Below are 14,663 nucleotides of genomic sequence, written 5' to 3' on the forward strand. Positions count from 1 at the left end.
GCGTGTGAGTGAGTGCTCACACGCTATTGCCTTGGTAATTTATTATGACTGAAACCACGTCAAACGTTGTTGAGCTGAATAATGCCCAGTTTGTCTGGCCCGGCTCAGAAAGCGCGACCATTAATATTCCACACTTACACATCGCTCAAGGTGAGCATGTCTTTATCAAAGGCCCTAGCGGCTGTGGTAAATCGACTCTGCTTGCCCTACTAACTGGAATCAATACTCTTACATCGGGTTCTCTGTCTGTACTTGATACCGATCTTGCAAGCTTAAGAGCAAGCCAAAGAGACAAATTTCGTGCCGATCACATTGGCTATATCTTCCAACAATTCAATTTGTTGCCTTACTTGAATGTGATCGAAAACGTCCTAATTCCATGCCAATTCAGCAAAATTCGCCGAGATCGCGTTGCACCAAATGCTTCGAATGCAACGCTTGAAGAGCAAGCAACATCACTGCTAGAACGTTTGCATCTTCCGAAAGCACTGCACAATAAGCCTGTCTCTGAGCTGAGTATTGGCCAGCAACAGCGCGTTGCAGCCGCCCGTGCACTGATCGGCCAACCTGAACTGGTGATTGCTGACGAGCCAACTTCAGCATTGGACCATGACAACCGCAAAGCGTTTATTGAGTTATTGATGGAACAAGCCAATCTTGCCAGCGCCACATTGGTTTTTGTTAGCCATGACCCAACTCTGGAATCTCTCTTCCACAGAACACTAAACTTGCCTGAAATCAATCAAGCGCAAACCCTAGGAGCCGCATCATGAGTGCCGTAGTAAAGCTCGCTTGGAAAAGCCTGATGAACCGCAAAGCGACGGCTATTCTCACCATCATGACAGTCGCGATTTCAGTTGTCCTTTTATTGGGTGTTGAACGCATTCGTACCCAAGCTAAGGACAGCTTCGCTAACACCATTTCTGGTACCGATTTAATCGTCGGTGGCCGTTCTGGACAAGTCAACTTGCTGCTGTACTCAGTATTCAGAATCGGCAATGCCACCAACAACATAGATTGGAAAAGCTACGAAGAGTTTGCTAACCACAGTGCCGTCGATTGGGCAATTCCAATCTCACTCGGAGATTCCCACAAAGGGTTCCGCGTAATGGGCACCAACCAGAGCTATTTCGAACACTATAAATACGGAAATAAACAGCCTTTAAAATTGTCCGAAGGCAGGGAGTTCAATGGCCTGTTTGAAACTGTGCTCGGCTCTGATGTCGCAAAACAGCTTGGATATAAAATCGGTAGCGAAATCATCATTGCACACGGCATCAGTGACGTTGGTTTTAGCCGGCATGACAACTTACCATTTAAGGTGGTTGGCATTCTTGCTCCTACTGGCACTCCTGTCGATAAAACCGTACACGTTTCTTTAGAGGCGATCGAAGCGATTCACGTAGGTTGGGAAAGCGGTGCCCGTTTAGGTCCGACCCCAAGTGCTAATGAGCTAAAATCACGCGACTTCCAACCTAAACAAATCACTGCCATGTTGGTTGGGTTAAAATCACGAATTCAAACCTTTGCCCTACAGAGGCAGATCAACACCTATCCGAAAGAACCTCTCAGTGCCATCATGCCAGGCGTCGCTTTGCATGAATTATGGGGCATGATGTCCGTTGCCGAGCAAGCACTCATGGCTGTATCAGGCTTTGTGGTTGTGGCAGGGTTGTTAGGCATGCTAAGCAGCCTATTGACCAGTCTGCAAGAGCGTCGTCGTGAAATGGCGATCCTGCGAGCCATGGGGGCAAGACCAAAACACGTCTTTTCCTTACTGATAAGTGAAGCCAGCTTATTGACCTTCGCAGGTATTGTGACGGGATTAGTGGGTCTTTATTCCATGCTTGCCCTCTTGCAACCAATAATCCAACAAAGTTATGGTATACACCTAACACTAACGGCACTGTCGCCGTATGAATGGATGTTGCTTGGCTTTGTACAATGTGCAGGCATTGTGATTGGCTTCATCCCGGCATTTCGCGCTTACCGACAATCGCTAAGTGATGGAATGACAATAAGGATTTAGTAAAAATGTGGAAAAAAATACTCGCTAGCTGTTTGCTGATGATTTCGTTTACCGCGCCTGTGATGGCCAGTGACGAACCATTAAAGCTTGATTGGATAGATCTCGTCCCAGAAGCCGAACGCAAGATGTTCGATAGTATGGGAATGCCAGCCACAGACCACAGCGGTGGTGCAGCAATGCAATCTAAGGTCGGTAACGTTCGTCCTGAATTGAACGGAAGCACAGTCAAGATTCCTGGTTTTGTCATCCCATTAGAAGGCGATGCAAATACCGTCACGGAGTTTTTGTTAGTGCCTTATTTTGGTGCTTGTATTCACGTGCCGCCACCGCCACCGAACCAAATAATCTATGTGAAGTTTCCTAAGGGAGCGCCAGTACAAGAGTTGTGGGATGTGATTTATGTGGTGGGCAAATTGAAGACTGAGACCATCAACCACGAGCTCGCAGAAACCGCATACGAGATCGAAGGCACGAGTATTGAAGCCTACGACGATATGTAGTTTGTTTTGATTTCACACCAAGGCGTCAATTTGGCGCCTTTTTTATGCCTGTCAGTTAGACTATATAGCGAGATAAATACGCTAATACACCAACATAAAGAACCAAAAGAAGCGCTATCGACAGGTGCTTTTTCAGTTTACTTGCGTCTGAATATTTCATCGCCCCTCCAAAATAACGATAACAATTTTAACAACTCATTATCATTTTGAATAGCCTTTATTCTGTCAAAATCCGGACGTGCCTCTCTAGTCGCAAAAAGCAGAAAGGTGTAAATTTAAGCAAGCGTTAACCGCAAGCTCTTGGCAGGAAAACAAATGGCAGAACCGACAAAGCAACCCGTTGTCATCGAACACGAATCGAATACACAAAAACAAACACATCACGAGAAAAAGTCTGGCTATATCAAAGACAGCGCAAGCCGTGTTCAAAGCATTGCTCAGATCTATGGGCTCGATGCTTTGCTGCAAAACGAACCTCCAGCAAAACCTGCATTAGAACGGGCACATTTACGCGAACAACGTCGCCAAGAACAAAGACAAAAAAACCTCGAACAAATCCTTAAACTCGCGCACAGCTCATGCCGTGATGAAACCGCCGGAGAGCCTGATCAAGATTGGTTGTATCGATTTTTCGATATGGCGCAAGACATCCACAACAGCTCAATGCAAAAACTTTGGGCGCAAGTCATGAAGCGAGAAGTTACCAACCCTGGTTCGACTTCCATGAAAGCGTTAAAAGTGCTGAAAGACATGTCACCACGGGAAGCCCAAACCCTACAAAGAGCCGCGACGTTAGCATGCAGCTTTGGTGGAGATACCAGTAGAAAGTTACTGATTGGCTACAAAGCACATGGCGGAATGTTCAGCTTTGGTAAACGTGACACCACCAGCAATCTCAATATGGGGAGTTTCCAACTTCCCTATTCCAGCTTATTAGTGTTGATTGAATTGGGCTTACTTCACAGTACTGAATTAGAGTCTGGAGAGATTGGCATTGAGACACCATTGATGCTCAACTATCAAGGCAAGAATTTATCACTGCAAGTGAATACCAAAGGTGTACGACTTTTGTATTACCGTTTTACACCGACGGGCAATGAGTTGTGTAAATTACTCGGAAACAAGCCAAACAATCAATATTACGACCAAATGTTATCGCTTTTAAATCATAAATTTAGTGTACATAGCGACACCAAAAGTCATGTTAATTACACCGTCTAAACGATGTCAAAAGAGCTTTTGGCCACCTATGATCCAAAAGCTCCCTGAGCAGTACAATGACTTTTTGGTCACCGATGATCCAAATGCTTTTTTATCGGATCACTCCGCGCTGTTTGAGGTCAATTAAGCACAACTCAACAAGCTCTTCGACGCTCTTCTCACCCGCAGGCAAATCAATTTCTGGATTTGCTGGCGCTTGATATTCCGAATCAATTCCCGTGAAGTTAGGAATTTCACCTGCACGCGCTTTTTTGTATAAACCTTTAGGATCGCGACTTTCACACACATCAAGAGAGGCGTTGACAAACACCTCAATAAACTCGCCCTCAGGAACTAAATCACGCACTAATTGGCGCTCAGCACGATGAGGAGAAATAAACGCAGACAATACGATTAGCCCTGCGTCTGCCATCAGCTTAGCGAGCTCACCAATGCGACGAATATTTTCTCTACGGTCTTGTTCAGAAAAGCCTAAATCGCTACATAAACCGTGGCGCACATTGTCGCCATCCAGCAAATAAGTGTGGTAACCCAGTTCAGCTAAGCGATTTTCCAAGGCGCCTGCCACCGTTGATTTACCCGCACCAGATAGCCCGGTAAACCAAAGTACCGCTGGCTTCTGTTTTTTTAATCCAGCACGAAACTGTTTATCAACCGAGTGCTGATGCCAAACGATGTTTTCATCTTTTACCGGAGTTTCGGCAGTCATAACGTATCCTTGTAAATTTACAGATTAAAACGGAAAAAAGACCGGAATCAGCGTCAGTACTAACACTGAATACACGATGGAAATCGGCACGCCAATTCGCACATAATCGGTCAATTTGTAATTCCCTACGCTGTACACCAACAAATTGGTTTGGTATCCGTAAGGAGAAATAAAACTTGCGCTAGCACCAAATAACACCGCCATGATAAAAGGCATAGGGTCAACGCCATAACCTACCGCCATGCTATAGCCAATAGGGAAAGACAGCGCCGCTGCCGCATTGTTCGTTACAAGCTCAGTCAATACCAAGGTCATGATGTAGGTTGCCACCAGCGCACCAAACACACCCCAACCATTGAACGCTTCAATAAACATGTCGCCCATTCGTACGGACAGTCCAGAGGAAATCATCAGTTGAGCGATAGATAACGCAGAACCAACAATCACCACAATATCGATTGGGAAACGACGACGCAGCTCAGAAAGCTGAATGACACCAAACGCGAGCAGAGCAATAAGATAAACCGCCAAACCTTTAATAATTGGCACCAACTCCAATAGAGCAAAGGCAATCACAGCGGAAAAGCCAATAAGCACTAATGCCGATTTATTGGCATCCAAACGTGCGCTGGAATCCAAATCGTTAACCAGAACAAACTCTTTACGATGGGCTCGACGTTCAGTTTCAAAACGCTTTCCGGGTACCAAAACCAGCGTATCTCCTGCCGCTAGGGTAATGTTACCCAAACCACCTTCAAGTCGTTCATGACCACGGCGAATCGCCACGACTACAGCATCGAATCGGTCCCGAAATCGACTCTCTTTCAATGTTTTGTGACAGAACGTGGCTGAAGAGCTTACTACCACCTCGATAAAGTTTTGGCCATTGAGATGCTGATGACCAAAGAGCGTCAGTCCAGGGATCTCTTGCAACGTAGCAACGCTTTCAACATCACCACAAAACAACAATCGGTCTTTTGCGTTGAGAACAAAATCAGGCCCAACTGACGGTACGGTCACGCCATCACGAACGACTTCGGCAAGGAACAGCTTTCTTAATGCTCGTAAATTATTTTCCGTGATAGTGCGCCCAACCAAAGGTGAGCCCGGCTCAACTCGAGATTCTAAGAAATAAGGTAAATCTTCTTGGCTTTGATCATCATAATTAGGCAACAAATAACTCAACGGGATCAAAATAAGCACGCCCCCAACCAGCACGGCTAAACCAATCATGGTCGGTGTAAAAAAGCTGAGACTTGGTAAGCCCGCATCCTCAACAAAGCTGTTGATTATTAAGTTGGTAGAGGTGCCAATAAGTGTCAGTGTGCCACCAAAAATCGCGGCATAAGAAAGCGGGATCAATAGCTTAGAGGGTGCGTGCTGCTGATTACGTTTGATCGCACCAATTAACGACACCACAACCGCGGTATTATTAGTAAAAGAAGAAAGCAACGCGGTAGAAAAGCCTAACTTGGCAATCACGCTACCAAGATTGCCCTCTGAAATACTGCGACTTACCCAACTGATCAATAAGGTTTTTTCTAATGCGCTCGATGCGAGAATCAACAAGACCAGCGTCAGAAGAGAAGAGTTAGTAAAGTTAGCCGCAATGGTATTGAGCTCTAACATGCCCGCCATAAACGCAATAAAGGCAGCGCCAGCAAACACATAACTCGGCTTCAGTTTGGTTACAAGTAAACAAGTGATAATGCCAAGCAATATCGCTAATACAAATCCTTGTTCCCACATAGCCTTTCCTTACCAACAATCCCGATTCGGGCATAACAACGACATGTGCATACTGGCTGCACAGAGTGACAAATGAGTCACAAGATAAAAAGCAAAGCAAGCGAAAAAGAACGCCAGAATGCTTGGTTTCTTGGGCTTCCTAGCATTCTGGGTTCGGGGGAAAATCAGCCTGACTGCATTCGCAATTCGGTCAGGCTCAATGAACTCATTACTTCTTCAGTAACTGGCTCAGGTCTTTGGCTTCCCAATGTGGGAAGTGCTTACGAACCAGTGCATTTAGCTCAAGTTCAAACGCAGAGACATCGGTTAAGTCTCGCTCAACTGCCGCGAGACTCTCTTTCACCATACCAGCACCAACGGTAACGTTAGTCAGACGGTCGATGATGATGAAACCACCGGTATCAGCACATTCTTGATAGTTATCAATCGCAACGGATTCGTTGAGTGACCACTCACACAAGCCAATACCATTGAGAGGTAACTCTGGTGCGCTATGAGTTGAAAGGTTGTTAATATCGTATTGGTGGCGAATCGCCTCAACGTGACCAACGGTCTTCTTACCGGCAATCTTAATGTCATAGTCACGACCCGGTTGCAGAGGTTGCTCTGTCATCCATACCACATCAGCAAGTAAGTGGTTTGTCGATTCCACTTGCGCGTTTTCCAGCACAATCAAATCGCCACGACTGATATCAATCTCATCGTTGAGCGTCAGAGTTACCGCTAAACCAGCCTGCGCCTCTTGTACATCACCATCAAAAGTCACAATACGTTCAACGGTCGATGTTTTCCCAGACGGCAGTGCTTTAATGGCATCACCAACTTTCACCGAGCCCGATGAAATCGTGCCAGCGAAGCCACGGAAGTCGAGATTAGGGCGATTCACATACTGGACAGGAAAACGGAAATCACCTGCGCCTTTCTCTTGGTCAACATCCACATTCTCAAGCAACTCTAGTAGCGACGGGCCTTCAAACCAACTCAGGTTCTGCCCCTTGTCTACCACGTTATCGCCTTCCAATGCGGAGATTGGAATGATTTGAATGTCCGTTTCACCTTCAAGGTTCTCAGAAAACTCTAAATACTCGTCGCGAATTTCTTCAAAACGTTCTTGTGAGTAATCCACCAAATCCATCTTGTTGATCGCAACAATAAAGTGCTTCAAACCCAATAGATTAGAAATGAATGAGTGACGACGAGTCTGATCTAATACACCTTTACGCGCATCAACCAAGATCACGGCAAGATCACAGGTCGATGCACCAGTTGCCATGTTACGCGTGTACTGCTCGTGTCCCGGCGTATCTGCAATGATGAACTTACGCTTCTGAGTCGAGAAGTAACGGTAAGCGACATCAATGGTGATGCCCTGTTCACGCTCAGCTTGCAGTCCATCAACTAGTAATGCCAAATCAGGCTTCTCACCTGTCGTACCCACTCGTTGGCTGTCTGAGTGAACCGCTGCTAATTGATCTTCATAAATTTGTTTTGAGTCATGGAGCAAACGTCCAATCAACGTACTTTTACCATCATCTACCGAGCCACAAGTCAGGAATCTAAGCAGAGACTTGTACTGGTGTTGTGTTAAATAGCCTTCAATTCCAAGCTCGGCTAATTGAGCTTCAACTGCACTGTTCATTATCTTTCCTTAGATCCTTTAGAAGTAACCCTGGCGTTTCTTAAGTTCCATCGATCCAGACTGATCGTGGTCGATCGCTCGCCCTTGACGTTCACTTGAGGTTGCCACCAACATCTCTTCAATAATGCCCGTCAGCGTATTTGCCTCAGATTCAATGGCCCCCGTCAGTGGGTAACAGCCAAGAGTACGGAAACGAACACTCTTCTCTTCAATCACTTCACCAGGTTGAAGCTCCATACGTTCATCGTCCACCATGATCAACATGCCATCACGTTCAACAACTGGACGCTTGTCAGCAAGGTAAAGTGGGACAATCTCAATGTTCTCTAGATAGATGTATTGCCAGATATCTAGCTCAGTCCAGTTTGAAAGCGGGAATACGCGAATACTTTCCCCTTTGTTCACCTGACCGTTGTATGTCTTCCAAAGTTCAGGACGCTGGTTTTTAGGATCCCAGGTATGGTTCTTATCGCGGAAAGAATAAACACGCTCTTTAGCACGAGATTTTTCTTCATCACGACGCGCTCCACCGAATGCCGCATCAAAACCGTACTTATTCAGAGCTTGTTTAAGGCCTTGAGTTTTCATGATATCTGTATGCTTAGAAGACCCGTGTACAAAAGGGCTACACCCCATTGCAAGACCTTCTGGGTTCTTATGAACCAAAAGCTCGAAGCCATATTTCTCTGCGGTACGATCACGAAACTCAATCATCTCGCGGAACTTCCAATCCGTGTCTACGTGCAGTAAAGGGAATGGAATTTTGCCCGGATAAAAGGCTTTGCGTGCAAGATGCAGCATGACTGAGGAGTCTTTACCAATCGAATACATCATGACTGGGTTATCAAACTCAGCAGCAACTTCACGGATAATATGAATACTTTCCGCTTCGAGTTGTTTAAGGTGAGTTAAACGTTGTTGGTCCATGTTTAGTATTTCCTTTTTAAGCTTGAAGGCTCATTACGTCCCTAATCTTTGGTCTGAAATTATATGGATCTGGCAATAGCACTTTTGTTGATTTCAGTACTAGACAAAAACCAGTCCAACTTTTGAGACAGACGCACAACTTCACCGACAACGATCAAAGAAGGAGCCTGAGCTTTTTTAGATAATTCAGATAGTTGGGATAAATCTCCCGAGAAAACTTTTTGTTGAATTTGAGTGCCACGTTCAATGATGGCGATAGGTGTTGAGGCCGCCCTACCATGTTTGATGAGCTGATTCTGAATATAGTGTGATTTCATCAAACCCATGTAGATCACTAAAGTTTGATTACCGCGTGCAAGTGTCGACCAATTCATATCGTCACTTTCTTCTTTGAGATGGCCGGTAACAAATAAGGCCGATTGCGCGTAATCACGATGAGTCAATGGAATCCCAGCATAAGCCGTCGCCCCCGCAGCAGCTGTAATACCTGGCACAACTTGAAAACGCACGCCCGCATCAGCCAAGACTTCTAACTCTTCGCCACCACGCCCGAACACAAATGGATCGCCACCTTTAATGCGCACCACTTTGTAACCTTGCTTAGCAAAATCCACCAACAGTTGATTGGTCTTCTCTTGCGGCACGCTGTGATGACCTGCACGTTTACCCACGCAAACCAAAATGGTTTCGCTTGGAATTAGCGCCATGATCTCGTCAGAAACCAGATAATCGTAAAGTATGACTTCAGCTTGTTGCAGGCAGTTAAGTGCTTTTAACGTCAATAGTTCAGGGTCACCCGGACCTGCACCTACAAGGGCGACTTCACCAGATTGAAGAGATTGTTTGCTGAAACGCGGAAGATCGGCAGCTTGGTTATCCGAAACCAGCCGAGGCCTATTGATTGGGAAAGTCGTTACTGAATCTTTAACTGCCATGTGCTTGCTCATCATCCATTGATATCGTTATGCAAGGCATTATGGCGGTGGGTTTATATTACCGGAAATTCTAAAATTTCATTTTTTATTCAAAAAACTGCTAAGAAGCTTTTGTTAGGTCTCATTCAAAATGGTGAAAAAGGCATCAATTTTACACATTCCTCCGCATTTAATTGCCTAATGTTCACAGTTTTCTGCATCTTAGCCTGAGCTTGCACTAATATTTGTTACATTACGCTGTACGACCCCTCTATCCCATTTAATTGGAGCACCTCATGAAAATGGCAGTTAATCCCGTATCCGTCGCAGTTTTGAGCGGTATGTTGACGCTTGCAGGCCCAGCAATGGCCGATACCATCAAGCTTCGAATCATCGAAACCACCGATATTCACACCAATGTGATGGATTATGATTACTACAAAGACCAACCTTCACAACAAATTGGTTTAAGCCGCGCTGCAACACTGGTTAAACAAGCTCGTGAAGAAGCAGTGAACAGTGTTTTAGTCGACAATGGAGACTTGATTCAAGGTAGCCCAATGGGCGATTACATGGCAGCGAAAGGGATTAAGACTGGCGAAGTTCACCCTGTTTACAAAGCAATGAACCAACTCAACTACGATGTGGGTAATATAGGTAACCATGAATTCAATTACGGTCTCGACTTCCTGAAGAAAACAATTGATGGTGCGAACTTCCCTTATATTAGTGCGAATGTTTTCGACAAAAAGACTGGCGAGCACTACTTCAAGCCTTATCTAATCAAAACGCATACGTTCAAAGATACCGACGGTCAAAGCCATGAAATCAAAGTGGGTTACATTGGCTTCGTACCACCACAAATCATGGTATGGGACAAAAACAACCTAGAAGGCAAAGTCTTTGCAAAAGACATCACAGAGACAGCGAAAAAACTGGTCCCTGAGATGAAAAAAGCAGGCGCGGACGTGATTGTTGCTATACCTCACTCTGGCATTTCCACTGACCCATACAAGTTAGGCGCAGAAAACTCAGTCTACTACTTAACGGAAGTAGAAGGCATTGATGCCATTGCGTTTGGTCACTCTCATGCGGTATTCCCGGGTAGAGACTTTGCCAACCTACAAGGCGTTGACAACGCAAAAGGTACTATCAATGGCGTAACGGCTGTGATGCCGGGTCGCTGGGGTAGCCACGTTGGTGTAATGGACTTGATGCTGAAAGAGAAAGACGGCAAGTGGCAGGTCGTAGAGGGTCAATCAGAAGCTCGTCCTATCTTTGACAAAACAAACAAGAAGTCTCTGGCTAAAGCGGATAAAGGCATTGTGGATGCATTGGTAGAGGACCACAAAGGCACGCGCGAGTTTGTTAACCAACCAATTGGTAAAGCAAATGACGTAATGTACAGCTTCCTGGCACTTGTGCAAGATGACCCAACGATTCAAATCGTCAACCTAGCGCAGAAAGATTACGTGGAACGCTTTATCCAAGGAGACCCAGATCTTGCTGACATTCCGGTATTGAGTGCAGCGGCACCATTTAAAGTAGGTGGACGCAAAGACGATCCAAACGGTTTCACTGAAGTAGAGTCTGGTCAGCTGACTTTCCGTAACGCCGCAGATCTTTATCTGTACCCGAACACGCTTGTTGCAATGAAGGTTAAAGGTAAAGAAGTACACGAGTGGCTAGAGTGTAGTGCTGGTCAGTTCAACCATATTGATGTGAATAGCACTAAACCTCAGTCTTTGATCAACTGGGATAGTTTCCGTACGTATAACTTCGACGTGATCGATGGTGTTAGTTACCAGATCGACGTGACTCAACCTCCAAAATACGATGCTGATTGTAAAGTGATTAACCCTGACTCACAGCGTATCTTGAACCTGACTTACAACGGTAAACCGGTTGATCCGAAGCAAGACTTCATCATCGCAACCAACAACTACCGCGCTTACAGTGCAACCTTCCCTGGTACTGGCCCGGACTTCATCGCATTTGATTCTCCAGACGAGAACCGTTCTGTGGTTGCCGCATACATCTCTCGCATTAGTAAAGAGCAAGGGGAAGTAACACCGAGTGCAGACAACAACTGGTCTTTCGCGCCAATTAAATCAAACAACAAACTCGATGTTCGCTTTGAAACGTCACCAAGTGACAAAGCCGCGCAATTCATCAAAGAAAAAGGACAATACCCGATGAAACGTGTAGCAACTGACGAGGTAGGTTTTGCGATTTACCAAATCGACTTAAACCAAAAATAAGTCTTATTTGGCAATGATGTTAAGCGGCTCTTGTGAGCCGCTTTTTTGTTCCGCTAGAATATAGAAAACCGCTTCTGAGTCATCACATGCACAACGATCTTTTTTCTGACCTAATCAATCACGGCTTCCTCGAAAGCGAAGCGAACCAACTTATTGAACACGGTCAGCAACTCGAACTTCCGACACGTCATATTCTTAACCACCAAGGTGAATTCAGCTCTCATATTTACTTTGTTTTAGCGGGGTTATGCCACGCGAGTTACCTGACCGACAAAGGTAAGGAATTCAGTAAAGAGTTCTACTGGGAAAAAGATTGGGTGATTGGTTTTGAGGGACTCATTAAGAGCCAGCCTTCCCCTTATTTATTAGAAACGCTAACGCCTTGTGATTTATTTTGCTTGCCCATAGAGGTACTACATCAATGGCGAGCAGAGAAGCACCCTATTTACCTCAAGCTGCTCGAAGCTCAATTAATGCATAAAGAAAACAAAGAACGCTTTATGTTGCTCTACTCTCCAGAAGAGCGCTACCAATTATTTTGCCAGCACTATCCAGATTTAGAACAGCGCATTACTGATAGTCAAATCGCGGCTTATTTGGGAATTACAGCCATCAGTTTGAGTCGTATTAAATCTCGATTAAAAATACATCACGAAAAGTAAAACTAAAATAATATTGACAGAAAACAATCAACACAAATAGTCATAGTCTTATTACTAAGCAAAGCTATTACTTTGAAGTATAAGCAAAAATTAAATTTGCCACCTAGATATACACCCAAATATACCACACCCTCCTTAACCATATTTTTACCTCACTCGCCGATTTTATACGCGAGTGAACCAATACGAATAAAGGAAGAGGATTATGTTTGGAAAACTAAAAGCAGCAGCTGGTGATGCCGCCAACAATAAAGCAGCAACATTGATCACTGCACATGTAGAACCCGTTATGGAGGAAATTCAAGGGTTCTCTCCGACCATCATTATGGAAGACGACACGTATCAAAGCCACGTCATTGAACCGACTTTAGTTGCTCTACAAGCCGCATCGTCCGGCGTAACCTCTATGGTGCCTAACTTTGACGAGAAATTTGGGACCTGTATGTTCCACCTTCGTAGTGAACTACTTGAATTATCAGAAGACAAAGTCGAACTCATCGCCGACTTTAAGCAACAGCTACCAACGGCCGTAATGGAAGGATTAAAGCTGTAGCATAGAAGAAGAACGAATAAAAACGGCTACCTAAGTAGCCGCTTTTATTTTAAAAATAACGCTCTACTTCAGAATTCGAGCTCTAAATTGACGACCTTTCATCTTGCCGTTGCTGATGGTTTGCAATGCTTTCTTCGCGGCAGACTTCTCAACAGCCACATAAGAACGCATCGCCATCAATTGAATTTTACCTACTTGCGCACCAGTAATGCCGCCTTTGCCCGTTAAGCAACCGAGAATATCGCCAGCACGTACTTTCTGTTTCTTACCACCATCGATATTAATGGTCACCATTTTCGCCTGATATGGTTGCTGGTTTGACTTTGCTGGCAATGTTGCTGGCATCACATCCATATCCAAGTATTCTTCGATACGAGCAACGCGTAAGCCATCTTTCTCACCAAAGAAGCTAAATGCTAAGCCTTTACTACCCGCTCGACCTGTACGCCCGATGCGGTGCACGTGAACCTCAGGATCACGAGACAATTCAAAGTTAAATACCGCATCAAGGTTATCTACATCAAGACCACGAGCGGCAACATCGGTTGCAACCAGGATAGAAACACTCTTGTTCGCAAACTGAACCAATGCTTGGTCACGCTCACGCTGTTCAAGGTCACCATGAAGGTCAATTACACTGAACCCTTTATGATGCAACTCATCGGTCACGTTCTGCACTTCTTTTTTGGTGTTACAGAACACAACAGCTGATTCCGGTTGGTGAGTCAGTAACAGGTTAGCCAGCGCCTCATCGCGAGCTTCCGAACCTTCGACCTTGTAAAAGTATTGCGCGATGCTTGATGTATCGTGTGTCGCTTCCACTTTAATCATTTCTGGCGATTGCATGATACGTTGAGCAATCTGCTCAATTTTTTCTGGGAATGTCGCACTAAACAATAAAGTTTGGCGCTGTTTAGGCGCAGCATCAATGATCGCATCCAACGCATCTTGGAACCCCATATCGAGCATGCGATCCGCTTCATCCAACACGAGCGTATTTAACTCTTCAAGGTTGATGCGGCCTTTATCTAGATGATCAAGGATACGTCCAGGTGTACCTACTAAGATGTGTGCACCATGCTCTAGAGAACCAATTTGAGGCCCCATTGGCATACCGCCACACAAGGTCAAAACTTTAATGTTGTGAATACCGCGACCTAGTGTACGGATCTCTTTCGCCACCTGATCAGCCAACTCACGGGTTGGGCATAGCACCAACGACTGCACGCGAAAACGCTTTACGTTGAGGTTTGATAATACGCCGAGACCAAATGCCGCTGTTTTACCTGAGCCTGTTTTACCCTGACCAATCACATCGCGCTGATTCAAAATCGCAGGTAAGCTCAACGCTTGAATTGGCGTCATATGGGTGTAGTTCAATGATTCAAGCGTCTCTAGTAGCGCTGGATTAAGCCCTACTTGGTCAAAAGTTTGTTTGCTCACAGGGAAATATCCTCAGGTGGGATGGAAAAGAGGGCACATTATCGCCAGATTTGTCA

General features: G+C 45.2%; 13 protein-coding genes. 7 read left to right on the top strand and 6 right to left on the bottom strand.

Going from position 1 to position 14,663, the window contains the following annotated elements; translation table 11 throughout:
• Positions 1-44: 44 nt before the first annotated feature.
• The 4 genes from ATB76_RS08480 to ATB76_RS08495 all read left to right on the top strand — a co-directional run bounded on the left by ATB76_RS08480 (position 45) and on the right by ATB76_RS08495 (position 3,750).
• Positions 45-773, top strand: coding sequence for an ABC transporter ATP-binding protein (locus ATB76_RS08480; protein ID WP_038878341.1), 729 nt, complete (start codon positions 45-47; stop codon positions 771-773).
• Positions 770-2,029 carry an ABC transporter permease gene (locus ATB76_RS08485; protein ID WP_038866072.1) on the top strand — a complete coding sequence of 420 codons (1,260 nt, stop codon included), beginning with the start codon at positions 770-772 and terminating at the stop codon, positions 2,027-2,029. Before ATB76_RS08480 ends, ATB76_RS08485 begins: the two co-directional genes overlap by 4 nt.
• Positions 2,030-2,034: 5 nt before the next feature.
• Entirely contained in the window at positions 2,035-2,529 is a 495-nt protein-coding gene (locus tag ATB76_RS08490) for a DUF3299 domain-containing protein (protein ID WP_039974669.1), read from the top strand.
• Between the two features lie 315 nt (positions 2,530-2,844).
• Complete coding sequence (locus ATB76_RS08495; protein ID WP_038864933.1) at positions 2,845-3,750, top strand: TIGR03899 family protein; 906 nt, start codon at positions 2,845-2,847, stop codon at positions 3,748-3,750.
• 91 nt (positions 3,751-3,841) lie between these two features.
• Here the strand turns inward: ATB76_RS08495 and cysC are convergent, their stop codons facing one another.
• The 5 genes from cysC to cobA all read right to left on the bottom strand — a co-directional run bounded on the left by cysC (position 3,842) and on the right by cobA (position 9,709).
• Positions 3,842-4,459, bottom strand: coding sequence for an adenylyl-sulfate kinase (gene cysC / locus ATB76_RS08500; protein ID WP_038864931.1), 618 nt, complete (start codon positions 4,457-4,459; stop codon positions 3,842-3,844).
• A gap of 24 nt (positions 4,460-4,483) precedes the next feature.
• The gene (locus ATB76_RS08505) at positions 4,484-6,208 is read right to left on the bottom strand and encodes an SLC13 family permease (protein ID WP_038864929.1); all 1,725 of its coding nucleotides are present in this window, start codon (positions 6,206-6,208) and stop codon (positions 4,484-4,486) included.
• 208 nt (positions 6,209-6,416) lie between these two features.
• Positions 6,417-7,847 carry a sulfate adenylyltransferase subunit CysN gene (gene cysN / locus ATB76_RS08510; protein ID WP_038864927.1) on the bottom strand — a complete coding sequence of 477 codons (1,431 nt, stop codon included), beginning with the start codon at positions 7,845-7,847 and terminating at the stop codon, positions 6,417-6,419.
• 18 nt (positions 7,848-7,865) lie between these two features.
• Positions 7,866-8,774 (bottom strand): sulfate adenylyltransferase subunit CysD, encoded by a 909-nt coding sequence (cysD, locus tag ATB76_RS08515; RefSeq protein ID WP_038864925.1) that lies wholly within the window; start codon positions 8,772-8,774, stop codon positions 7,866-7,868.
• A 59-nt stretch (positions 8,775-8,833) separates the two neighbouring features.
• Positions 8,834-9,709 (bottom strand): uroporphyrinogen-III C-methyltransferase, encoded by an 876-nt coding sequence (gene cobA / locus ATB76_RS08520; RefSeq protein WP_042599863.1) that lies wholly within the window; start codon positions 9,707-9,709, stop codon positions 8,834-8,836.
• 275 nt (positions 9,710-9,984) lie between these two features.
• On the opposite strand from cobA, the gene cpdB reads away from it, so the two are divergent.
• The 3 genes from cpdB to ATB76_RS08535 all read left to right on the top strand — a co-directional run bounded on the left by cpdB (position 9,985) and on the right by ATB76_RS08535 (position 13,164).
• Positions 9,985-11,949 (top strand): 2',3'-cyclic-nucleotide 2'-phosphodiesterase, encoded by a 1,965-nt coding sequence (gene cpdB / locus ATB76_RS08525; RefSeq protein ID WP_042599793.1) that lies wholly within the window; start codon positions 9,985-9,987, stop codon positions 11,947-11,949.
• Positions 11,950-12,035: 86 nt separating this feature from the next.
• Positions 12,036-12,611 carry a Crp/Fnr family transcriptional regulator gene (locus tag ATB76_RS08530; protein WP_038864920.1) on the top strand — a complete coding sequence of 192 codons (576 nt, stop codon included), beginning with the start codon at positions 12,036-12,038 and terminating at the stop codon, positions 12,609-12,611.
• 205 nt (positions 12,612-12,816) lie between these two features.
• Positions 12,817-13,164, top strand: a complete 348-nt coding sequence (locus tag ATB76_RS08535) for a hypothetical protein (protein ID WP_042599794.1) — start codon at positions 12,817-12,819, stop codon at positions 13,162-13,164.
• A gap of 63 nt (positions 13,165-13,227) precedes the next feature.
• Here ATB76_RS08535 and dbpA read toward each other — a convergent pair whose 3' ends face one another.
• Complete coding sequence (dbpA, locus tag ATB76_RS08540; RefSeq protein ID WP_038864916.1) at positions 13,228-14,607, bottom strand: ATP-dependent RNA helicase DbpA; 1,380 nt, start codon at positions 14,605-14,607, stop codon at positions 13,228-13,230.
• Positions 14,608-14,663: the final 56 nt, after the last annotated feature.

Origin of the sequence: Vibrio sp. MOR3, assembly GCF_001557775.1 — a bacterium.
Classification (GTDB): domain Bacteria; phylum Pseudomonadota; class Gammaproteobacteria; order Enterobacterales; family Vibrionaceae; genus Vibrio; species Vibrio jasicida.

Bases quoted from the DNA above. Each gene is read 5' to 3' on its own strand.
- ATB76_RS08480 (WP_038878341.1), top strand. From the start codon at position 45: ATGACTGAAACCACGTCAAACGTTGTTGAGCTGAATAATGCCCAGTTT.
- ATB76_RS08485 (WP_038866072.1), top strand. From the start codon at position 770: ATGAGTGCCGTAGTAAAGCTCGCTTGGAAAAGCCTGATGAACCGCAAA.
- ATB76_RS08490 (WP_039974669.1), top strand. From the start codon at position 2,035: ATGTGGAAAAAAATACTCGCTAGCTGTTTGCTGATGATTTCGTTTACC.
- ATB76_RS08495 (WP_038864933.1), top strand. From the start codon at position 2,845: ATGGCAGAACCGACAAAGCAACCCGTTGTCATCGAACACGAATCGAAT.
- cysC (WP_038864931.1), bottom strand. From the start codon at position 4,459: ATGACTGCCGAAACTCCGGTAAAAGATGAAAACATCGTTTGGCATCAG.
- ATB76_RS08505 (WP_038864929.1), bottom strand. From the start codon at position 6,208: ATGTGGGAACAAGGATTTGTATTAGCGATATTGCTTGGCATTATCACT.
- cysN (WP_038864927.1), bottom strand. From the start codon at position 7,847: ATGAACAGTGCAGTTGAAGCTCAATTAGCCGAGCTTGGAATTGAAGGC.
- cysD (WP_038864925.1), bottom strand. From the start codon at position 8,774: ATGGACCAACAACGTTTAACTCACCTTAAACAACTCGAAGCGGAAAGT.
- cobA (WP_042599863.1), bottom strand. From the start codon at position 9,709: ATGGCAGTTAAAGATTCAGTAACGACTTTCCCAATCAATAGGCCTCGG.
- cpdB (WP_042599793.1), top strand. From the start codon at position 9,985: ATGAAAATGGCAGTTAATCCCGTATCCGTCGCAGTTTTGAGCGGTATG.
- ATB76_RS08530 (WP_038864920.1), top strand. From the start codon at position 12,036: ATGCACAACGATCTTTTTTCTGACCTAATCAATCACGGCTTCCTCGAA.
- ATB76_RS08535 (WP_042599794.1), top strand. From the start codon at position 12,817: ATGTTTGGAAAACTAAAAGCAGCAGCTGGTGATGCCGCCAACAATAAA.